Origin of the sequence: Nocardia sp., assembly GCF_025465275.1 — a bacterium.
Classification (GTDB): Bacteria; Actinomycetota; Actinomycetes; order Mycobacteriales; family Mycobacteriaceae; genus Nocardia.
On record NZ_JAODNK010000003.1, the window covers coordinates 1 to 21377 of the forward strand.

A 21377-nucleotide genomic window follows, 5' to 3' on the forward strand; every position below is an offset into this window, starting at 1 on the left:
CCGATAGCAACCTTCAGCACCCCGAGCGCCGACCGGGACGCGATCGCGTCGACCACCCACCCGTAGTCGACGTCCTCACGCCACCAATCTCGGAGCAACCGCAGACCAACCCGCATGTACTGCCCCCTCGGCGCCGGACGAACCCTCCTGCACTGACGACCTGCACACCGCCGGACACCCCGCTCCAGCCGTGTAATGCAGTCTATTCAGCCATAATGCAGCAACCGCATGGACTGTAATCCATGTCACTCCACCGGCCGGCGCAGCCGGGCCGCCAGCCAGAGCACCACGCCGTAACCGAATGCCGCATCGGCATTCGACACCAGCGCGGAGGACGGGAAGACGATGGCGTGCCGCAGTCCGGCATCGGCCAGCGCGCGCACGCGGGCCAGCACCTCCGCGGGCGTACCGATCACCAGCCATTCGTACAGCACCTCGTCCGGAACCTCTTCGATCGCTTCCAGCACCTCGGCTCTGGTCAGCTGGTGCGGCATCAGATCGATCAGACCCCGAAAGTCCTCTCCGAAAGGATGTTTCGCGCCGCAGCGCGTCCACACCGCAGCGGGAGCCATCAAACCCAGATAGCGAACCGACGGATTGCGCAGCAGCCGCCGGATCCCCGACTGCGTGCGCGCGGTGACGATCGAGAGCATCAGCGCGGGAACGATCGCCTCGGGATCGCGCCCGGCCTCGCGGGCCGAGGTGCGGACCAGACCCAGTCGCCGCTGGTACTCGTCCGGCGACATCGACTCCCACGGATACCACCCGTCGGCATATCGCCCCGTCAGTTCCAGCATGCGCGGCCCGTGCGCGCCGATCCAGATCTGCGGCATCCGGTCGGCGGGCGCCGTCAAATCCATTGGCGCCCTGTCGATTTTGTAGTAGCGACCGGAGAATTCGATGGGCTCCGTCGCCGTCAGCGCCGCGCGCAGCACCTGCAGCGCCTCCTCCAGGCGATCCACCGGACGATTCCAGGTGAACCCGTACGGATCGAGGTTCTCCCGCTCGCCGGACCCGATGCCCAGGATGGGCGGCACTTTCGTCATATGCGCCAGCGTGAGGAACGTCTGCGCCAGCAATACCGGATGTCTGCGATGCGGATCCGTCACGCCGACCCCCAGCTGCACCCGGCCCGCCCCCGCGGCCAGATGCGCCAGCAATGGTGCGTAATCGAACTGCTCGTCGGGACTGTTGATCGCCTTCGCCTGCGCGGTGAAATCGCTGTCCCACACCGAACGTGGGAACACACCGATCAAATGATCCGGCGCCAGTACCGAATCCAGCCGCCCGAGCCGGGCCATCCGCACCACGAAGCGCGCGGCGGCCAAGGGCGGGTTCACACCGGCTAGGGTGCCTACCGCGAATGATTTCTGCTGCGAGTCCGACACGATGGTCTCCTCTCGACGGGCACACCGGAATCGGGCCCACGCCGATTATCGCGTCGAGCCCCGTACCTCGTGCGGTGATTGCGGGCATCGGTCCGGCGCTCGTACTCCGCGAAAAGCCATATGTCCAGCGGTAATCTGGCCTCGGACCGCGACACTCGCTATGGTTCGGCGATGCAGAGCGCAGAGTTCGTCGAACGCGGCAGCACGATCATGGACCGGGTGACGTCCACGCAGTCCGCGCAGCCGTGGCAATTGGTGGTCGGCACCGGAGTTGTCGCGCTGCTGCTGGTGGCCTTCCGCCCGACCTGGCGGATTCTGCGCAATGTGGTGACCATCGCACACGAGGGCGGGCATGCGTTCACGGCGCTGCTGACGGGCCGGCGCCTCAACAGCATCCGATTGCATTCGGACACTTCCGGACTCACCGTCTCGAGCGGAAAGCCGTACGGGCTCGGCATGATTCTCACCAGCGCCGCCGGTTATCCTTCGCCCGCACTGGTGGGTCTGGGCTATGCGGCACTGCTGGGCGCACATCGCATCACGCTCATGCTGTGGCTGACGATCGCACTGCTGGCCGTCCTGCTGCTGAAGGTGCGCAATGGATACGGCCTCCTGACGGTCTTCCTGACCGGCGGGCTGATCTTTCTGGTCTCCTGGTTCGGCACCGACGCCGTTCAGGCGGCAGTGGCCTATCTGGCGGCGTGGTTCCTGCTGCTGGCGGCGGTGCGACCGGTCATCGAGTTGCAGCGTAATCGCCGGAACGAACCCAATTCCGATGCCGATCAACTGGCGCGCCTCACTCGCATACCGGGACTACTGTGGGTATTGGCGTTCGGAGCGGTAGCCCTGTGCTCGCTGGTGCTGGGCGCCCGGCTGTTGCTGAACGACGTGACCGGAGTGTGTGTGCCGCCGCTCACTCACAACACGTGTTCCGTGTCCGCCGAGCGGTGACGATCCTCGTGCGACATCACGAGATCGATGCCGCTACAAGATTTCTGGAGAATGCGGGCTAACATTCGCGGTGCACCGTCCGGGTGATCGGGAACACGGCGAAACCCCTTCATCGATCGTCCGGCCGGGTTCGATCGTGATCGCAGGAGGGTGTGGGATGGAAAGACCGGCATGGGCCCCGGAGGGCGTGGACATGGCGCAGGCGAGCCCCGCTCGCATGTACGACGCGCTACTGGGTGGCTCGCACAATTTCGACATCGATCGCCGCGCCGCCGAAATGGGCAAGGCGCTCGTACCGGATCTGCCGCGGCTGGCCCTGAGCAATCGCGCGTTCCTGCGTCGCTCGGTGCGCTTTCTGGTGGATTCGGGGATCCGGCAGTTCCTGGATATCGGTTCCGGCATTCCGACCGCGGGCAATGTGCACGAGATCGCCCAGGAGATCGACCCGACCTGCCGCGTGCTGTACGCGGATATCGATCCGGTGGCCGTCGCGCACGCCCGGGCCATCCTGCAGGGCAATACCGGCGCCGCCGCCATCGAGGCCGATCTGCGCAAGCCGGTCGATCTGCTCGCGGCGGCCCGCGAGACCGGCATTATCGATTTCGAGCAGCCGGTCGGCGTGCTGCTGTTCGCCGTCCTGCACCTGCTCGGCGACGAGGACCGTCCGGCCGATACCGTCGCCACGCTGCGCGCCGCGGTGCCTTCCGGCAGCTTTGTCGCCATTTCGCACCTCACGTCGGCGAGCCGGCCCGAGGACGCCGCCAAACTCGGCGCGAATGCGGCCGGCAAGAGCAATGTCGGTATCCATTTCCGTTCGCACGAGGCGATCAGCAGCTTCTTCGAGGGCTGGGAGCTGGTCGAGCCTGGAGTGGTCGAGCTGCCGGTGTGGCGGCCCGAATCCGAGCGCGATCAGCACGAAGCACCGGGCCACTCACTCGGTTTGGCCGGTGTGGGGCGCAAAGGCTGAGTAGGCGTAGGACTTTCGGGGCAGGGGGTTAGCGGTGGGTGCGGCACACGAACTGGCGGTGCGGTGGGCAGCCATGCTCGACGGCGCTGTCGCGCCGACGCTCAACCGCACCCAGGTCGAGGAGCTGCTGGATCCCTATGCCGCCGGACTGATCGAGGCGGTGCGCGGGACCGGTGCGACAACGGTGGCGGCCGCGGCGGCCGCGGCGCTGGTCGCGGCCAATTACCGTGACCCACTGGCAGTGCACCGCTCGGTACTGGTGCTCTGCAAGGACCTCGTCGACGCCGTCTGCCCCGATCCCGAATGCCGGGATTTCGTTGCCGTCCGCGACCGCGCCATCGAGGTGGCCGCCGAATTCGCCGCCGCGTTCACCGCGGGCCTGCGTTATGCCGCACTGGCCGAGCAGGAGAGCACCATGGCCGCCGTCCTGACCGCGGCCCGGGAGGCGGAGGCGCGGCGGCAGCTGTCGGAGGCGCGGTTCCAGGCTATTTTCGCGGGCGCGTCGGTGGGCATCGGCACCATCGACATCACCACCGGCCGGGTCGTCGATGTGAACAATGCGATGGCCGAAGTGCTCGGCGTCCCAGCCGAATCCATGCCGGGACGCTCGGTGGCCGACATTCTCGGGCCGATGAATATCGGCGACGCCTTCGCCCGTTTCCAGCAGCTGTTCTCCGGTGAGGTGGACAGCTTCCGCATCGAGTCGGTGCACACCCGCCCGAACGGCACCATCACGATCATCGACCTGTCCATGTCCGTGGTGCGCGACAGCGACGGCAACCCCCGCTTCCTGATCGGGGTCACCGTCGATGTCACCGAGCGCAAACAGCTGGCCGATCAGCTCTGGTACGACGCGCACCACGATTCGCTCACCGGTCTGCCCAACCGGCTGCTGTTCTTCGACCGGCTCGCGGCCGCCGACGGTCAGGTCGGCGTCTGCTATCTGGATCTGGACGGCTTCAAGGAGATCAACGATCGTCGCGGCCATACCGCGGGCGACCGGGTGCTCTGCGATGTGGCGCAGCGATTGCGCGCCGTCCTGCCGGAGAAGGCCGTCGCGGCGCGGCTGGGCGGCGACGAGTTCATTGTGCTGGTCGAACATTGCTCGGGCCGAAGTGAATTGACGGAAGTGGCGGACAGCATCCTCGGGGCGCTGCGCCAGCCGTTCGATGTGGCGGGCCTGTCGGTGACGGTCGGCGCGAGCATCGGCACCGCGCTGGTGGATACCCATTCGACCGCCATCGACGAGCTCATGCATGCCGTGGACACCGCCATGTACCGCGATAAGGCCGCTAGATCACGAAGGGCAGCAAAGCTTTTCGCTCCCCCGGATACTCGCTGAACTTCTCCCGGTACCACTTGTGCGTCGCGAAGGCGCGCGGCACCAGATTGCCGAAGGTGATCAGGAAGATGACCACACCCGGCAGCGCCCAGGTGAGCAGCGCGAAGCCCGCCCAGGCCAGCAGCTCACCGAGATAGGTGGGGCTGGTGACGAATCGGAAACCCAACCCGAACGGGATCTTGTATTCCGTTGCGCCCGGGTTGTTCTTGTCCCGTAGATTGCGAACGATCCACTCGGAGCTGACCAGCAGCCCGAACCCGCAGAGGTACACCACCAGGCCGATGATGAAACGCGGATCGGTCAGCCAGCCGGTGCCGTACTGCCCGAGGTAGTCATGGCTGAACAGCGCACCGTTGAGGTACCCGTGCATGCAGGTCACGAGCATGCCCATGCCGAGCACCGAGACATTGAAACTGCTTGTCTTGCCGGGCACTTGGCGGATGGACAGCGGGAAGAACCAGCCGCGATTGGCGTAGTGCAGAATCCAGATCCCCGCCAGCACCAGTGAGGTGGGCTCGAACCGGTGCGGCCCGGTCAGGTACGCGACCGCGAACACCACGGTGGCCGGAATCTCCATGAGCCACCACCCGAGTTTCGGGTTCAGGTTCAGGCCGAGCTTGGCGGTGGCGAATCGGCCGTAGGGGCTCTGCCCGAACAGCCCGCCCACCAGCACGAACGCGGCGAATGCGAACGCGATCGTGAGTACGGTGTCGTAAACGGTGTTGCCGGTATACCAGTTCATTCACGGTCCTTCGTAGTAAAACTAGAACAGGTTCTACCACGCCGGGCCTACGGTTCGGTACCCATACGCGGGCACGGCACCTAACCGCCCGGTAGGTTGGCGGGAGCCTGGAGGGAGGCGTAGATGGGTGCAGAGGGCTGGGATGTACTGCTGAAATGGATGCCGTCCTTCCTGGAGGAGGACGAGGAAGCGGCCGATCGATTCGGCCTGGAGTGGAATCCGCGATTCATTCAGGTGCGCGACGAAAGCACCGGGCGCCATGCGCATTTCGCGCAGCAGGGCACTGAGATCGAGGTACTGATCACCGTCCCCGACGATCCCGCCGACGCCGAGCGACTACGCACCGCGCTGCGAGCACAGCCGGAGGGCACCTGGGATCCGTGCCCGCTGCCGCTCGAATCCGATACCGCCACACCGGATCCGCAATGGCGAGCGGTGCAGCGAGTTCAGGAGCAACCGGAACTGGCACGCGAATGGGCCGCCGGCTGGCGGCGCGGGTCGCCGCTCGAGCAGCGCAAGCAGATCGCGGAATCGGTGGTGGCGGTGCTGGACCGGGGTCTGGCCATGACACCGGATCGGTTGCGCTTCAGCGCCTGGAGTCTGGACGCGCCCGATACCGTCAGCGATTACGGGCTGCCCGCCGATCGGCCCAGTGAACGCAATGCGACGGCCCAGTGCGCCGACTGGGCCGATTTCGAGACCCGGCTGGCCTGGGCGCTGACCACACTGCCATGGGACGGCGTGATCAATCTGAGCACCCCGCATCCCGGACCCGATCCGTGCTTCGTGCAATTCCTGCACGGGCGGCAGCTGTTCAACGAGGCCAGCGGGTGGGATGTCGCCGGGCTCGGTGCGAGCGAATTCGACCGGCGCATGCGGGATCTGGGCTGGAGCTTCGCACCGCACAGCGTGCCGGGTGGCGCGGCGCTCATCTGGGAGGGCCCGCTCGCCAAGGCCGGGCATAATCCGCGATTACTGAGTGCGCCGCAGCGGACGGTGACGACCTTCCAGGAGGTATTCGCGGTGCAACACCCGCAGGACTTGGTGTTCCGGGCCTTCCGCAACGGCCGGCGGCGCGATCCGGAGCTGCGCTATCTCGATGCGGAGCTCGGGGTGCCACGCGACGTACGCTGAGCCGCACTCCCTTTCAGCCGGATTAGAGCCGTTGCAGGTGGATGGGCAGCCCGTCGGCGGGCTTGGGACCGGTACCGGCGACCAGCGGCACCTCGTAGCCGGCGGGCACGCTCCAGCGATATTCGAGCAGCATGCGGTGCAGGACGGCCTTCACCGTCATGCCGCCGAAGTACCGGCCGATGCACTTGTGCGCACCGCCACCGAACGGCGGCCAGGCGTAGCGATGCGATTTGTCCTCCGCACGTTGCGGATCGAAGCGCTCGGGGTCGAAGACGTCGGGATCGTGCCAGTTCTCCTCGGCGCGCATCATGGTGTACGCCCCGGCGATGACGAGGGTGCCCGCGGGAATGAAGTATCCGCAGATATCGGTGTCGGCGATGGCCTGCCGCACGATCTGGCCGACCGGCGCGTACATGCGCAGCGTCTCCCGGAAAGCCATGTCCAAACCAGTGAGCCGGTCCACATCGCCGTAGTCGAGCGTGGATTTGCCCAGCGCACGGGACTCCTCGCGCAGGCGGTCCTGCCATTCGGGGTGCCGGGCCAGCTCGTAGGCCAGCATGGAGATGGCATTGGTGCTGGTGTCGTGCGCGGCCATCATGGTGAAGATCATGTGGTCGACAATGTCTGCGTCGGTGAAGGATTCACCGTCGTCGGTGGTAGCGCGGCAGAGCACACTGAACAGATCGTCCCCGTCGCCCGCGCGCTTGGCGGGGACTTCCCGGCGGAAGTATTCCTCCAGCGTCTGCCGCCCGCGCAGTCCCCGATTCCACACTCCCCCGGGCATATTGGTGCGAATGGCGGCCTGCCCGCCGCGCACCGCATCCTCGAAGGCGTGCGCCAACTGCGTTCCCTCGAGGCCGAGTTCGGCCCCGGCGAACACCACCGTGGCCTGCTCCAGGAGTAGCTGTTTGACATGGTCGTAGAGCAGAAAAACGGGCCCGGGCTGCCAGCCGTCGACAGCGCGGACGATTCGGGGCGTGGTGAGGTCGAGATAGCCGATCAGGCGCGGGCGAGTGAACGCCTGCTGCAGAATGCGACGGTGGTAGGTGTGCTCGTCGAAGTCGCGCAACAGGATTCCGCCCCGGAAGAACGGTCCGATGAGGAATTCGTAGCCCTGTTGCGCCGAGTACACATGCTTACGGTCCAGGACCAGCTCCTCGACGGCCTCCGGGCTACTCACCCCGACGATGCGGCGGCCGAACGCGCCCGTCCACTGCACCGGGCCGTAGCGGTGCATCCGCCGGCGCGAGAAGGCGAGCGGATCGGCCAGCATGCTCACCATGTGGCCGATGCCCGGCGCACCGTAATCACCCATGACAGGTTTGAGCCCGCTACCGGGCGGCGGGGTGGCCAGGGCCCGGGACGCGGACGGATATCGCTCCAGCACCCCGGCGGCACGACCTTGAATTCGATGGTTCAGCACGGCTTTACGAGGCACCATGCATTCACGTTAGCGGAAACACATGTTTCCGTAAACGTTCGTTTCCCAATATCTGTGCAAAGCTGTGAAGGTGACGCGCGCCTTCAGCGGGACCTATCGCGGAACCTCCACCGATGAACGTCGCGAACAGCGCCGGCGGCGGCTCCTCGAGGCCGCACTCGACATTGTCGGGACCCAGGGTCTGGCCGCGCTGACCGTGCGCGGGGTGTGCGAGCAGGCCCGGGTCGGGCCGCGATTCTTCTACGAATCGTTCCCGGATCTCGATGCGCTGGCGGGCGCCCTGCTCGACGAGGTGCAGCAGGCGGCGTTGGAACAGGCTCAGATCACCATGGCCGAGACGCCCGGCGAACCCGAGGACAAGATTCGGGCCGGTGTGGCCGCGCTGATCATCGCCATGACCGATGATCCGCGGCGCGCGAATATCGCCTTCGCACAGGCCTACGGCAGTGAGGCCCTCATGCGGCGGCGCTTCGCGGGCATGCGGAAGGTGGCCGAGACGATCATCGAGCAGACCCGCATGCTGCTGGACATCCCCGAGGGGCAGGACACCGCGCTCACCGCGCTGGCCCAGCTCATTACCGGCGGCGCGGCCGAGTTGATTCTGGTGTGGCTCGACGGCGGACTGAAGGTGGAGCGGCCGGTGCTCATCGAGATCGTGGCCGATTATGTGGTGGCTATGGTGGATCGGCTACCCGGGACAGCCGCGAAGCTGCGCTGAGAATCTTGTCCACCACGATCTTCGCGGTTTCCGCGCATGCGGTGGTGCCGCCGTGCGCGTATTCCTTCACCGCGTCACCGACATTCCAGAGGTTCGGGATGGGGGTGTCGTGCGGCAGGTCGTAGCCGGAGACGGTGCGCTGTGGCGGCCAGTCGTCACGAGTGACGGCAATGGACAGGATGCGCGCCCGATCGAAGCCGTCGATCTCCCGGCTGAGATCCTGTAGTACCAGGGCGGTTTCGGAGTCGGTATCGAAATCACCGACCGAGGGTTTCGGCACCCCGGTACCCACGTAGAGATGCCAGCCGTCGGGCGCCATTTCGGGGCAGGTGGCGGTGAAATCCGCTACGTAGCAAAGCCGTCGGGTGTTCACGAAGCTCAGCAGCCCCGGCGCGTCGACGAGAGGTTCACGGCTGGCGAAGTTCACCGAGATCATGGCGCTGGGCAGATCACCCTGCAACACCGTGCCGATGTAGCCCGGTGAGAAGTGTTCGGGCCCTACCAGATCCAGAGTGGCCGAGGGACCGATGTCACTGATCGCGAAATCACAAGTGAGCTCGACGGTTTCGCCATTGCGCAGCAGGCTCGCGCCTGCGATGCGGCCGTTTTCGACGCGCAGCCGCGAGACCTCGGTGTCCAGCCAGACCTCTCCCCCATTGCGTTCCACCACTTCGGTGAGTGCGCGCCACAGGCCGATGGTGCCCTCCGGGCAGAAGCCGAAGTTTCCGAACGTCAACTCGGCGAAGTGGGTGAGGAAAACCCGCGCGGGCAGTTCATCCGAACTGACCGCGAAGCCCGCCCCGCACATGGCGCGAAAGACGCCCTGCACCGCAACATTTTTCGTATGCCGCCGCACCCAGTCCGCGGTGGACAGCTCGCGATCCAGAATGCCGTGCGGGCCACCGCCCTCGCGTTCCATGGTGTCGTTCAGCAGAGGTGCGCCCTGCCGGATGAGCTGCGACAGCAGCAGACCCCAGCCGCCGCTGGTGATATCGACGGTGCGGCCGCCGATGCGATAGAGTATCGACGGATTGGCCGGGCGCACTTCGAATTTCGCGCCGACATCGGTGAACGTCTGCTCGGTGCTACCGCCCAGTTCGACGACGATCGCACCGGTATTGATTTTGAATCCGTCGATCTCCTCGGTGGAGGCACGACCACCGACCCGGTCCAGACGCTCGACCACCAGCGTGCGGTAGCCATGGTGCGAGAGCCGGGCAGCGGCGCAGAGCCCGCCTGCCCCCGCTCCGACAACCAGTGCGTCCCAATGGTTCTCGCTCATGGCGAGGCTCCCTAGGAAAGGCTCAACCGGCGGGGTTCACCCCGGGTTGAGCGTCGGCCATATCGGTGATGCGACTCCAATTCTCCCGTACCTCATCGATACTCGGGACATCCGGGAACAACACCGGCTTATTGGCGAACAGCTGTACACGTTGTACAGAACCTCCGCCCACAATCAGTACGACACCGGTGTCGTCACACTCCTGGCTCAGCAGATAGCCGACTACCGGAGCGACATGCGCCGGTGGAAGCCGTTGCAGCAGATCGGCAGGCGCGACATCTGTGGTCATGCGCGTGGCGGCCATCGGGGCGACGGCATTGACGGTGATGTCGTACTTGCCGCCCTCGATGGCGAGGGTATTGAGCAGGCCGACCAGCCCCAGTTTGGCTGCGCCGTAATTGGCTTGGCCGAAGTTCCCGAAGAGGCCGGAGGTGGAGGTCGCCATGACGATCCGGCCGTGACCCTGTTCGCGGAAGTGCCCCCAGGCCGCGTGCGTGACGTGGTACGCGCCGAACAGGTGCACCCGCAGCACAGCCTCCCAATCGTCGCGGTTCATATTGGCGAAGCTGGTATCCCGCAGGATCCCGGCGTTGTTGAGAACGCCGTGTATCGCACCGAATTCGTCGAGCGCGGTGCGGACGAGGGAGGCGGCGCCCTCTTCGGTGGCGACACTGTCGTAGTTGGCGACAGCCGTTCCGCCGGCCGCGCGAATCTCGGCTACCACGGCATCCGCCACGGCAGTGCCGGATCCGGTACCGTCGCGATTGGCCCCTAAATCATTGACGACAACCAGTGCGCCCTCCCGGGCCAGCAGCCGCGCGTACTCGCGACCCAAACCACCGCCGGCTCCGGTGACGATGACAACTCGATCGGTAAGCCCGGGCATGATGCTCCTAGGTGAGCAAGGGCGAAGAACTCCGAACTTCATTCGCCACGTGTACGGTCGCCGCTGCCCGCCACCGTTCATTCTACGCGGCCTAAAGGTGCTGTTGACGGTGCAAATGAGCGAAACGCCTGTGCGCGCCCGCAATTCGGCGTGTGCAGGGGTGCGAAGCGGGCCCACGCTGGTATAGGTACCGGCCGGTCGATACGTTGAGGGTGTGACACCGCACCTCCATCAGCTGTTTCCGGATCTGACCGGCACCGTCCCGCATATCGCGCTGGGGACGAGCCCGACACCCGTGCGGCAGCTGTCCGCGCTCGACACCACCGGCGCGGACCTGTGGGTCAAGGACGACAGCGTCTTCGGGGCGGGCGGCTGGGGCGGCAATAAGGTGCGCAAACTGGAGTGGTTGCTCCCCGATGCCCTGCGGCTCGGGCGCCGCACCATCGTGACCGTGGGCGGACTGGGCACCAACTGGGGGTTGGCAACGGCGCTGTACGGCCGCGAGCACGGGCTGAAAACCGTTCTGGCACTGGTCGATCAGCCGGTCGACGAGCATGTGCGCCGGCAGCTGGAACGCCTGCGCGCGTCCGGGGCGGAACTGCATTTCACGCACACCAAGGCCCGCACGATTCTCGCCGCGCCATTCATTCTGGCCCGCAACTTCTCCGGTCGGCGGCCGCCGTATCTGCTTCCCGCGGGCGGGTCCTCAGCGGTCGGAGTACTCGGCTATGTCGAGGCCGCGCTGGAGCTGGCCGCACAGATCCGGGCCGGTGAGCTGCCCGAGCCGTCGCATATCGTGACCGCCGTAGGCTCCGGTGGCACGGTGGCCGGGCTGTCGCTGGGAATGCGGATGGCGGGGTTGTCGACGCGTGTGGTCGGGGTTGTCGTGAACGACACGCTGCGCCTGGACGAGCCGACATTGACCCGGCTGGCCGATCGCACCGTGCGCCTACTGCGCGACAGGGGTGGCCGCCTGCCCGAGAACGTCTCCCCCACCGGCAATCTCGATATCGTGACCGACTGGATCGGCCCCGGCTACGGCTTTCCGACCCCGGAAGCCACTACCGCCCAAACACTTTCGGCGAATCTGGAGCACCTGAATCTGGAGCCGGTCTACACCGCCAAGGCCATGGCCGCCTTGATGGACATGAACGCGCACGGCCGGTTCGGGCGCGGCCCGGTCGTCTTCCTCAATACCAACGGTCCACGCTGACACGGTCCCGAAGCCGGGCGGCGACCTCGTCCGCGGTAACGGCCTGAGATGCGCCGGTGGGGGCCACTGCCTCCGAAACGGTACGTGCGGGCGCACACCACAGCCCGCCTCGTACGCTGTCCTCATGTCGGATTCCTCAGTGGAGCGGCTGCTGGAGCTGCTCGCCGGCCGCCGAGTAGCGGTGCTGACAGGTGCGGGCATCTCCACCGACAGCGGTATCCCGGACTACCGCGGCCCGAACACACCGCCACGCAACCCCATGACCTATCAGCAGTTCGTCGGCGATCCGGTGTTCCGGCAACGCTATTGGGCGCGCAATCACGTCGGCTGGCGGTATATGGATTCGGCACGGCCGAATGCCGGGCACCGCGCGCTGGCCAGGCTCGAACGCAGCGGCGCGGTGACCGGTCTGATCACCCAGAATGTGGACCTGCTGCACACCAAGGCGGGACAGCGTGCGGTCATCGATCTGCACGGGGTCTACGCCCGGGTGCGATGCCTGGAGTGCGCGGGGCTCACCTCGCGCATGACCCTGGCCGAACGATTGGAAGCAGCGAATCCAGGATTCGCGGAGGCGTCCACCCTCAGTGGCCTGGAGGTCGCGCCCGATGCCGATGCGGTAGTCACCGAGACCGCGAGCTTCCGTATGGTCGACTGCGACCGGTGTGGCGGGATGTTGAAGCCGGACATCGTCTACTTCGGGGAAACCGTGCCGAGGGATCGGGTGGACGAGGCCTTCGAGATGGTCGAGGAGGCGGAGGCCCTCCTGGTGGTCGGGTCGTCGCTGACCGTCATGTCAGGGCTGCGATTCGCGCGGCGCGCTGCGAAATCCGGCCGCGATGTCGTGATCGTGAATCGGGGCGCGACCCGCGGCGATGAGCTGGCCACACTCACCGTCGACGCGAATTGCTCAACGGTGCTCACCGCACTGGCCGATGCTCTAGCGCCGCGTCAAGTAACTGCAGGTAGTGGGCTACCGGTTCCAGGGTGATCAGACCGGTGCCCGCGCCCGCGAGTTCGGCCGCAGCAGGCAGCAATCGGTCGTGGACGCTGCGGATCAAGGACTCCTCGTCGAGTTCGAGGGCGGCACGAGCGATCAGGCAGAGCCGCAGCTCCAGCAGGAGGTCGGGAGGCGGCGCGGGCAGTGTCAGCAGGGCCTTACGCGCTTCGTCGCGGCGGTTCTGCTCCAGCAGCAGCAGCGGCCGTACCCATGGCTCGTGCGAACCCCAGTCGGTACCGCTGTCGAAACCGAGCGGCTTGCCGTGGCGCAGGCGCACGCACAGCAGTGCCATCGAGAGCAGGCCGCGTTCCAGTCCGGGCATATCCGTACCGCGCAGGGCTGCGGCGACGGTCCGGTAGGCGGCTTCGGACTCGGCGTGGGATGCGGAAAGCGATTGCCGTAGTACGGAATACCACTGTGTGAAGACGGCGACGAGTGGGAGTCCGTAACGCTGGGCCAGAGCATCCACCGCAGCCGCGTGCTCGTCCGCCTTGTCGAAATCGGCGGCGGCGCTGTGGGCCTGGATGAGTATCAGGTGACCGAGCACCTCGAAAGTCACCAGGCCGGCGCCGCGAGACAGGGTGGTCAGGTCGAGGCCGAGGCGGGCGCGCTCGGGGGCGAGACCAGCGCGGTAGAACGTCTGCATGAACCGCGCATCGAGCGCGAGTGCCAGCAATGCCGGGTCATCCAATTGCCGCGCGGTCGCTTCGGCCTCCGCGGCGGCCGCACGACCACGTTCGCCATCGGCATTACGCAGTTCCAAGGCGATGGTGGCCAGCAGTCGGCAGCGCAGTTCCCGCTCATCGCCGGGCAGTCGGCGCAGGGCGAGTTCGGCGGCCTGCGCGATCCGGCGAGCCGACTCCGGGTCGTCATTGTCCGTCCATACGGCAGGTACATCGAAGGCCACGATCAACCGGGCCGATAGCTCCGGGTCGTCCAGTTCCATTGCGGTCCTGAGGGTTTCCGACCGGAGCAATCTGGCCTCCGCGAGCCGCCCGGTCACCGCCAGCGCCCGCACCAGACCCATGGTCGCTTCGAGCCGGTCCCGCACCGCGCCGACACGTTCGCAGGCCACCACGGCCTGCTGCCACAGCCGAGCGGCTTCGTGCGGCGCGAACTCCCGCTCGGCCGCCAGAGCCGCGTCACGCGCGTACTTCCCCGCACGCGCCGCCGTGGCCCGCGTTCCCGCGCGACCGAAATGGTAGGCCAGCACGGCGGAGTCGACACCGGCCGCGTCCAGCAGCTCACCGACCGCCGCATGCCAGGTGGAGCGGCGGGGTGCGGAAATCTCGCCGTAGACCACATCGCGCACCACGGCGTGTGTGAAAACCACACCGGCGGAGTCCGACTCGTACAGGAACCCGGCCCGCAGCGCGGCATCCAGTGCCGACAGCACCAGGTGCTCATCCCCTGCCAGCTCCACCAGCAGCTCACGGTCCACCTCGCCGCCGATCACCGACGCCTGTTGCAGGACAGTCTGTTCGGACAGCGGCAGCGCGCCGAGCCGGTGCCGCACCACATCCCGCACACCGGCCGGAACGGCGTCGAGCGCCGCCTCACCTTCCTCGCGCAGCAGCCGGGCGAGTTCGCGGGTGAAGAAGGGATTTCCGTTCCCGCGCCGATGAATTCGGTCGATGGCGGTACTGCCGACATCGGCCCCGGCGAGTATCCGGACCAGCTCGCCCGTCTCGGATTCGTCGAGCCCGCCGAGGTGCACTCGCACCGGCTCCCGGTGCGCCATTCGCGCCAATGCGGCGGTCAGATCCGTGTTCAGGTCGGTACTCCGATAGGTGCCCACCAGCAGCACCGGCCCGGCCACCGGCGCGATGACGAACGCGGTCAGCAGCTCCAGCGTCTCCTCCCCCGCCCAGTGCAGGTCGTCGAAGACCAGTGCCACCGGTCCGCTGCGCGCTACTTCGGCGAGGTAGCCCACCGCAGCCTGCCGCGCCAGGAACCGTGCCACCGCCGGATCACCATTCATGCTCTCCGACAACAGTTCCGGCTCCACCTCGCGACCACCGGCGGCGAGCCCAGCCACCATCCGGGACCACGGCCAACTCGGCGGTGTACCTCGATCCGCCGGACTCGCACCCCACGCAATCGTCCACCCCTGTTCGGCGAGCGTGGCGGTGAATGTTTCAGCGAGAGCACTCTTCCCGGCGCCCTCAACCCCCGAAATCAAGACCAGCCGCGCCCTGCCCAACTCCACGCACTCCTGCACGGCCCGCTCGAGCCGACTCAACTCACCTGTCCGCCCCACGAACAGACCTCGGCCCGGGCGCGCGCCTTCCACCCCTGCCCACCGGCCCGGAATCGGCTCGCCCGCAGCTGAATTGCCGCGCTGACCAGCACCGCGCGCAGACTGTGCGGTAAGGGGACTCGCAGGCGCCAGCTGCCCGGAAATCCGCCCCGGGATCCGTGCGGTGCCTCCCGCCGGGTCCGCCGAATCAATGCCAGCGGGCACGATTGCGTGCCGGATCGATTGTCCAAGGACAGAATTCCCCTGTCGCGCGGGCATGAGGTGCGGTGCGTGTGCGAGCATGGCGCTTTCGATCGCACGCAGCTCCGCGCCCGGGTCCACGCCGAGTTCGGTGCGCAGGGTTGCACGTACGGAGCGCAGCGCTGCGAGTGCGTCGGCCTGGCGGCCGGAGCGGTACAGGGCCAGCGCCCGAAGTTGCCACGCCTGTTCGCGCAGCGGATGGTCATGCAGGTGTGCCTCGAGCATCGTGGCCGCCTCGGCGTCGCGGCCGAGCTCCAACAGCACCCGAGCTCGCTGTTCCATTGCCAGGAGCCGCAATTCACCGAGGCGGACGATCTCACCGCGAGCCCAGCGCGCGCCCTCGAATTCGGCATAGGCGGGGCCGTGCCACAGCACCAGCGCGCTGTCGATCATGCGCAAGGCCGTGCCGAGGTCATGTCCGGCCCCGGTGTTCGTCGGCGCCGCATTGTTCGTCGCGCTCCGACCTGCCTCCAAATGATCTCCCGCATTCCGGACGAGCGCCTCGAAACGTTCCGCGTCCACCTGTTCCGCATCGACCCGCAGTGCATAGCCGGGTGCGGCGGTCACGAGTATTCGGGCCGGTTGCCTGGGCGCACGATCGGGTTCGAGCGCGCGGCGCAGTGCCGCGACGAAGGTCTGGATCGTTCCCACCGCATCGCGGGGCGGCTCGTCCCAAAGATCATCGACAAGCTGGTGCACCGGCACCACCCGGCCGCGCGCGGCCAGCAGCCGGGCCAGTACCGCGCGGTGACGCGGCCCCTTCAAGGCCACGGGACCGTGCTCGTCCGCGGCCCACAGCGGGCCGAGAACTCCCAGGGTCAGCATGTCCGGATCACGATGATCGATGCTAGCGCTCAGTCGCTGCTGATCGATTGCTCAGTGCCTCGGGTGAAGCTCATCTGGTTCGACGAGCACCCGGTTCGACGAGCACTCGAGAGGAACATCATGGCTGCGCGTATCCCCGGTTTCGACTATCAGCGTGTCGCCGTCGCGGAGGGCGTCACCCTCAATGTCGCGGTCGCCGGTTCCGGCAGCCCGATCGTGCTGCTGCACGGCTTCCCGCAGACCCACCTGATGTGGCGGCACGTGGCCGCGGATCTGGCCGCCGATCACACCGTCATCTGCCCGGATCTGCGCGGCTACGGTGACAGCGACAAACCCGCCGACACCGATGGCGAGACGTACTCCAAACGCACGATGGGCAACGATATCGTCGCTCTCGCAGCGGCTTTCGGCCACGAGCGTTTTATGCTGGCCGGGCACGACCGCGGAGCGCTGGTCGCCATCCGCACGGCCTTGGACCACCCGGAGCGCGTGACCCGCCTAGCGTCACTCGACGTCCTGCCGACCCTCGACATGTGGGATGTCATGCACGGAGCCAGCGCGGCAATCGGCTTCCACCTGTATCTCATGGCCCAGCCGGTGGGCCTGCCCGAACAACTCATCGGTGCGAGCCCCGACGCCTTCTTCGGACATTTCCTGGATATCTGGACCCGCGATCCACAGGCCATCCCCGCCGATATCCGGGACGCATACCTGCGGGCCTGCCGGGAGGCGGTTCCGTCGATCGTCGCCGACTACCGCGCCTCGGCCGGGATCGATGTGGATCACGACCGTATCGACCGGGCAGCGGGCAATACCCTGCCCATGCCCGTGACTGTCCTGCAGCAGGATTGGGGATCCTTCCTCGGCTTCGACGCCGGCGCGCTGTGGAGTGCGTGGGCCCCCGATCTCACACACGAGACGGTCACCTGTGGTCACTTCATGGCCGAAGAGTCTCCCGCCGAAATCGTCCGCGCGCTGCGGGAACTGGCGCAGCGCTAGTCGCGCAGTTCGAGGCGCCGGACCATCGTGACCAAGCCCGATCGCATAGCCGCCGGGTCTTCGGCGTCGGCTCCCAGCAGCATTCGGACCACCTGGGGTACGGAGAACCACCAGGCGGCGAGGGCAGCCACCGCGTACAGCAGATAGCCCGCCGGCACGTCATCGGGAAGTGCGCCCGCGCGCTGGGCGGCCGCCAGCGACGCCACCTTCTCGGCGTAGTGGGAGGCGCGAGCAGACTCCGCCGGTAGCTCGCCGCCCTGCGCCTGCAGCCCCTCCCAGTGCAGCAGCCGCAGGAATTGGGGGTGGGTGCGGTGGTAGTCGAAGACGTGCCCCGCGTACTCGGCAAGGTCTCCCGCCTTGTCCGCGGAGAGTGGGCTGGCGGCGGCGAGCTGGGCCAGCTGGTCGGTGAGCACGGCCTCGAACAGGCCCTGCTTATCGCCGAAGTACTGGTAGATGCGCTCCTTGTTGATGCCTGCGCGGGCCGCGATCGCCGCGACACGGGCGCCGTCGGGCCCGCGCTCGGCGAACTCCTGCACCGCGGCCTCCAGCAGCCGCCGCTTGGTTCCTTCGGTATCCCACGCCATGGGGTCTATCCAACCATCTCCAACCGTGCGGTTGCGGATTAGCCATCCGGTGTGGCAAACTCCAACCGCACGGTTGCAATTACTGCGGGAGGTGGCGTCATGCCGGAATTGCGTTCACGCACGGTCACGCACGGCCGGAATATGGCAGGAGCTCGCGCGCTCATGCGGGCCAGCGGAGTGCCGTCAGCGGATATCGGCCGCAAACCGGTGATCGCGATCGCCAATAGCTTCACCGAGTTCGTGCCCGGGCACACCCACCTGCAACCGGTCGGGCGAATCGTCTCCGAGGCCGTGCGCGCGGCCGGGGGAATTCCGCGCGAGTTCAATACGATTGCCGTCGACGACGGAATCGCCATGGGGCACGGCGGAATGCTGTACTCACTGCCGTCCCGGGACCTGATCGCGGACTCCATCGAGTACATGGTGAACGCGCACTGCGCGGACGCTCTGGTGTGTATCTCCAACTGCGACAAGATCACTCCTGGCATGCTCATGGCCGCCATGCGGCTCAATATCCCGACGGTCTTCGTCTCCGGCGGCCCGATGGAAGGCGGCAAAGCCGTGCTCGTGGACGGGACCGTGCGCAGCCGGCTGGATCTCATCGTCACCATGTCCGAGGCCGTGTCACCGCTGGTGTCGGACGAGGATATGGAGCTCATCGAGGAGAACGCCTGTCCCACCTGCGGTTCCTGCGCCGGGATGTTCACCGCGAACTCGATGAACTGCCTCGCCGAAGCACTGGGGCTGGCCTTGCCCGGCAATGGCACCACCCTGGCCACCCACACCGCGCGCCGCGATCTGTACGAAGCAGCCGGGCGCACGGTGATGGAAGTGACCCGCCGCTACTACGACGAGGACGACGCCCGCGTGCTGCCGCGTAACCTCGCTTCCCGCAAGGCATTCGACAACGCCATGGCGCTGGACCTGGCGATGGGCGGGTCCACCAATACGGTGCTGCATCTGCTCGCCGCCGCCCAGGAGGCCGGGCTGGACTACACCCTCGTCGATATGGAGAAGATGTCACTGCAGGTGCCGTGCCTCTGCAAGGTCGCACCGAACGGCGACTACCTGATCGAGGATGTGCACCGCGCGGGCGGCATCCCCGCGATCCTCGGCGAGCTGGATCGCGCCGGGCTGCTGCACCGCGATGTGTTTGCGGTGCACGCGGATTCGCTCAGCGAGTGGCTGGCCGAATGGGATGTCCGCAGCGGCACCGCTTCCCCTCAGGCTATGGAACTGTTCCACGCCGCACCGGGCGGAAAGCGCTCCGCCACAGCATTTTCGCAGTCGGAGCGATGGCATTCACTCGACACCGACGCGGCCGAGGGCTGCATCCGCGATCACGCCCACGCACATTCGACCGACGGCGGCCTGGCAGTGCTGCGCGGCAACCTCTCCCCCGACGGCGCGGTGGTGAAATCCGCCGGAGTGGCAGCGCACATGCATACGTTCACCGGGCCGGCGGTGGTGGTCGAATCACAGGAGGACGCGGTCGACGCCATCCTCTCGAAGCGATTGCAGCCCGGCGATGTGCTAGTGATTCGATACGAAGGGCCGCGTGGCGGGCCGGGAATGCAGGAGATGCTCTATCCCACTTCGTATCTCAAGGGACGCGGGCTGGCCGGGCAGTGCGCACTGGTGACCGATGGGCGGTTCTCCGGTGGGTCATCCGGGCTGTCGGTCGGGCATGTGTCGCCGGAGGCCGCTGCAGCTGGGCCATTGGCGCTGGTTCAGGATGGCGACGCTGTGACCATCGATATCCCTTCCCGGAGTATCACGCTGCATGTCGATGAGGGCGAGTTGACTGAGCGACGAAAGGCATTGGAGGCCGGGAGTGGGTACCGGCCGAAGGCTCGGGAACGGCAAGTGTCGGTCGCCCTTCGGACGTACGCATTGCTGGCTACATCTGCTGACCGTGGTGCGGTTCGGGATGTGGAGAAGCTCGCGGGGTAGCGAGAAGGCAAGTAGACAAAGAGAACCGCACAGCCGGTGTCTGTGCGGCACAGACCTGATAACCGTTGTGCCGCCCAGACACCCGCTGTGCGATCCCCGGCACCTGACGGTTTCTATGCCGAAACGGTCGGTGCACCGGGGCTTCTTGCATCCGAAGCAGAGTTGGTCCGGTTCTTGAGAACAAGACACGAAAGACGAAGACTCGGTTTGGTTTTTCGGTGTTAGGTGCTGCGTTTCTCGACGATGAATCCGGCCACTGTTGTTGTGCTACCGCCGATATTCAGTGTTGCCACTCTCGACGCGCCATCAACCTGGTACTCCCCTGCCTGTCCGGTGACTTGCTTGTATCCATCGAAAAGCATCCGAGTTCCTGTGGCCCCCACAGGATGACCGATGCCTATCAATCCACCGCCGGGGTTGATGGGTAGACTGCCGCTGCGCGCTATGTCGCCTGATTCGATCGCCTTCCAGCTCTCACCCGGCGGGGTGAGGCCCAGATGGTCGATGGCCACGTACTCCGACATGGAGAAGCAATCATGCACCTCTACCGCATCCACGTCGGTGATATCTCCGAACCCGGCACGGCCTAAGGCGTCGTGGATTGCGCCGCGGATATGAGGGAAGACGTAGGGCTCCTCGGCGGACATACTCAGCTTCTGTGCGAGCGACAGCCCAACGGTTCGATGTCCCCAGCCGGAGATGGTCGCCCGGCGACTCTCCTGGAAGTCGTTATGGCGCTCCAGGAATCGGTCCGAAACCAGAACCACCGCGGCGGCGCCGTCGGTCATCTGACTGCAATCCTGACGCCGCAACGGGCCTGCTACCAGCGGGTTGGCGGTGTCGTCGGAGGTGAAACTTTCTGGCGTGTACTTCCATTCGCGGGTCTGGGCCAGTGGGTTCAGGCGGGCGTTGGTGATATTGAGCTCGCTGATGGCGTGCAGGTGGGCGGGGTCCAGGCCGTAGCGCCGGTCGTATTCCTCGGCAATGGCCGCGAACATGGTGGGCCAGACCAGGTCCGTGTCCTGGGCCTCGTGGCCGGTCCATGCGGCTGCGCCCATGTAGGCGGCGGCCTGGTTGCCGGGGACAGTTTTCTCCAGCTCGGCGCCGATGACCAGGGCGCAGTCGTAGCGGCCCGATTCGAGGTCGGACATTGCTGCCAGTATCGCCATGCTCCCGGAGGCGCACGCGGCCTCGTGGCGGGTGGACGGGATGCCCCAGAGCTCGGGGAGGACGGTGGCGGGCATACCGCCCAGGTGTCCCTGGCCGGTGAAGAGCTGGCCGAAGGCGTTGCCTACGTGGATCACTTCGATATCGGCCGGGTTGATGTGGGTGGATTCCAGGGTTTGTTCGATGACGGTGCGGATCAGTGCGTCGAAGCCGAGGCCCGCGCGATGCCAGTTGACGGCGAAATCCGTTTGGCTGCCGCCGAGGATGTGGACGGACATTAGGACT

At 66.6% G+C, this 21377-nt stretch carries 17 protein-coding genes; 9 read left to right on the plus strand and 8 right to left on the minus strand.

Translation table 11 applies throughout. The features are described from left to right. Positions 1–245 precede the first annotated feature (245 nt). Complete coding sequence (locus JWN03_RS00940; RefSeq protein WP_297608195.1) at positions 246–1388, minus strand: LLM class flavin-dependent oxidoreductase; 1143 nt, start codon at positions 1386–1388, stop codon at positions 246–248. Between the two features lie 171 nt (positions 1389–1559). Between JWN03_RS00940 and JWN03_RS00945 the strand changes: the two genes are divergently transcribed. The 3 genes from JWN03_RS00945 to JWN03_RS00955 all read left to right on the plus strand — a co-directional run bounded on the left by JWN03_RS00945 (position 1560) and on the right by JWN03_RS00955 (position 4648). Then, positions 1560–2339 carry a M50 family metallopeptidase gene (locus tag JWN03_RS00945; RefSeq protein WP_297608198.1) on the plus strand — a complete coding sequence of 260 codons (780 nt, stop codon included), beginning with the start codon at positions 1560–1562 and terminating at the stop codon, positions 2337–2339. Positions 2340–2496: 157 nt separating this feature from the next. Further along, the gene (locus tag JWN03_RS00950) at positions 2497–3306 is read left to right on the plus strand and encodes an SAM-dependent methyltransferase (RefSeq protein ID WP_297608201.1); all 810 of its coding nucleotides are present in this window, start codon (positions 2497–2499) and stop codon (positions 3304–3306) included. 34 nt (positions 3307–3340) lie between these two features. Beyond that, the gene (locus JWN03_RS00955; RefSeq protein ID WP_297608204.1) at positions 3341–4648 is read left to right on the plus strand and encodes a sensor domain-containing diguanylate cyclase; all 1308 of its coding nucleotides are present in this window, start codon (positions 3341–3343) and stop codon (positions 4646–4648) included. Here the strand turns inward: JWN03_RS00955 and JWN03_RS00960 are convergent. Continuing rightward, positions 4599–5390, minus strand: coding sequence for a 3-oxo-5-alpha-steroid 4-dehydrogenase (locus JWN03_RS00960; RefSeq protein WP_297608207.1), 792 nt, complete (start codon positions 5388–5390; stop codon positions 4599–4601). The genes JWN03_RS00955 and JWN03_RS00960 overlap by 50 nt on opposite strands. A gap of 123 nt (positions 5391–5513) precedes the next feature. Here JWN03_RS00960 and JWN03_RS00965 point away from each other — a divergent pair, with 123 nt between their 5' ends. Continuing rightward, positions 5514–6524: a TY-Chap domain-containing protein gene (locus tag JWN03_RS00965; RefSeq protein WP_297608210.1), complete on the plus strand. Its 1011-nt coding sequence runs from the start codon at positions 5514–5516 to the stop codon at positions 6522–6524. A 22-nt stretch (positions 6525–6546) separates the two neighbouring features. On the opposite strand, the gene JWN03_RS00970 is transcribed toward JWN03_RS00965, so the two are convergent. Continuing rightward, the gene (locus tag JWN03_RS00970; RefSeq protein ID WP_297608213.1) at positions 6547–7965 is read right to left on the minus strand and encodes a cytochrome P450; all 1419 of its coding nucleotides are present in this window, start codon (positions 7963–7965) and stop codon (positions 6547–6549) included. A gap of 70 nt (positions 7966–8035) precedes the next feature. Here JWN03_RS00970 and JWN03_RS00975 point away from each other — a divergent pair, with 70 nt between their 5' ends. Next, complete coding sequence (locus tag JWN03_RS00975; protein WP_297608216.1) at positions 8036–8683, plus strand: TetR/AcrR family transcriptional regulator; 648 nt, start codon at positions 8036–8038, stop codon at positions 8681–8683. Here the strand turns inward: JWN03_RS00975 and JWN03_RS00980 are convergent. Both JWN03_RS00980 and JWN03_RS00985 read right to left on the minus strand, forming a co-directional pair. Beyond that, positions 8640–9965, minus strand: coding sequence for a phytoene desaturase family protein (locus JWN03_RS00980; RefSeq protein ID WP_297608219.1), 1326 nt, complete (start codon positions 9963–9965; stop codon positions 8640–8642). The two genes, JWN03_RS00975 and JWN03_RS00980, sit on opposite strands and share 44 nt — an antisense overlap. A gap of 22 nt (positions 9966–9987) precedes the next feature. Further along, positions 9988–10851, minus strand: a complete 864-nt coding sequence (locus tag JWN03_RS00985; RefSeq protein ID WP_297608221.1) for an SDR family oxidoreductase — start codon at positions 10849–10851, stop codon at positions 9988–9990. Between the two features lie 214 nt (positions 10852–11065). Between JWN03_RS00985 and JWN03_RS00990 the strand changes: the two genes are divergently transcribed. Together JWN03_RS00990 and JWN03_RS00995 are read left to right on the plus strand one after the other, a co-directional pair. Continuing rightward, complete coding sequence (locus JWN03_RS00990) at positions 11066–12064, plus strand: 1-aminocyclopropane-1-carboxylate deaminase/D-cysteine desulfhydrase (protein ID WP_297608223.1); 999 nt, start codon at positions 11066–11068, stop codon at positions 12062–12064. Positions 12065–12188: 124 nt separating this feature from the next. Further along, on the plus strand, positions 12189–13055 hold the full coding sequence (locus tag JWN03_RS00995; protein WP_297608226.1) for an NAD-dependent protein deacetylase: 867 nt from the start codon (positions 12189–12191) through the stop codon (positions 13053–13055). Here JWN03_RS00995 and JWN03_RS01000 read toward each other — a convergent pair. Beyond that, complete coding sequence (locus tag JWN03_RS01000; RefSeq protein WP_297608228.1) at positions 12985–16389, minus strand: BTAD domain-containing putative transcriptional regulator; 3405 nt, start codon at positions 16387–16389, stop codon at positions 12985–12987. The two genes, JWN03_RS00995 and JWN03_RS01000, sit on opposite strands and share 71 nt — an antisense overlap. Before the next feature lie 120 nt (positions 16390–16509). Here JWN03_RS01000 and JWN03_RS01005 point away from each other — a divergent pair, with 120 nt between their 5' ends. Beyond that, on the plus strand, positions 16510–17388 hold the full coding sequence (locus tag JWN03_RS01005; RefSeq protein WP_297608230.1) for an alpha/beta fold hydrolase: 879 nt from the start codon (positions 16510–16512) through the stop codon (positions 17386–17388). Here the strand turns inward: JWN03_RS01005 and JWN03_RS01010 are convergent. Next, the gene (locus JWN03_RS01010; protein WP_297608233.1) at positions 17385–17972 is read right to left on the minus strand and encodes a TetR/AcrR family transcriptional regulator; all 588 of its coding nucleotides are present in this window, start codon (positions 17970–17972) and stop codon (positions 17385–17387) included. The two genes, JWN03_RS01005 and JWN03_RS01010, sit on opposite strands and share 4 nt — an antisense overlap. Positions 17973–18071: 99 nt before the next feature. On the opposite strand from JWN03_RS01010, the gene ilvD reads away from it, so the two are divergent. Beyond that, a complete protein-coding gene (gene ilvD / locus JWN03_RS01015) occupies positions 18072–19925 on the plus strand; it encodes a dihydroxy-acid dehydratase (RefSeq protein ID WP_297608236.1) in 1854 nt (617 codons plus the stop codon). A gap of 221 nt (positions 19926–20146) precedes the next feature. Here ilvD and JWN03_RS01020 read toward each other — a convergent pair whose 3' ends face one another. Then, positions 20147–21370 carry an acetyl-CoA acetyltransferase gene (locus JWN03_RS01020; protein ID WP_297608239.1) on the minus strand — a complete coding sequence of 408 codons (1224 nt, stop codon included), beginning with the start codon at positions 21368–21370 and terminating at the stop codon, positions 20147–20149. Positions 21371–21377: the final 7 nt, after the last annotated feature.